This is a genomic window from Hydrogenovibrio sp. 3SP14C1 (genome assembly GCF_029625905.1).
Lineage (GTDB): Bacteria > Pseudomonadota > Gammaproteobacteria > Thiomicrospirales > Thiomicrospiraceae > Hydrogenovibrio.
In genome coordinates this window covers 1-283 of sequence record NZ_JARTLM010000058.1, presented here as the reverse complement: position 1 = coordinate 283, position 283 = coordinate 1, and the positions used below count along the sequence as shown (strand labels likewise).

Genomic DNA, 283 nt, shown 5'->3' with positions numbered 1-283 from the left:
ATCACACTCAGCATCGAGCGGACTGGTGTCGCTTTTATGTTTCGCGTTACGAATTTTTACCACGCCGTCAGTCACAAACAAATGACCATTACGGGCATTTCGCGTTGGCATCACACAGTCAAACATATCGATACCGCGACGCACGCCTTCAACCAGATCTTCTGGTTTACCGACGCCCATCAGGTAACGCGGTTTATCTGCCGGAATCTGCGGGCAAACATGTTCCAGAATGCGGTGCATATCTTCCTTCGGCTCACCGACAGCCAAACCGCCGACAGCGTAG

General features: G+C 51.9%; 1 protein-coding gene. It reads right to left on the bottom strand.

Features of this window, described 5'->3' with window-relative positions; all coding sequences use genetic code 11:
- The coding region (locus tag P8629_RS11625) for a tRNA-guanine transglycosylase (protein ID WP_278166287.1) at positions 1-283 on the bottom strand (283 nt) is incomplete at both ends.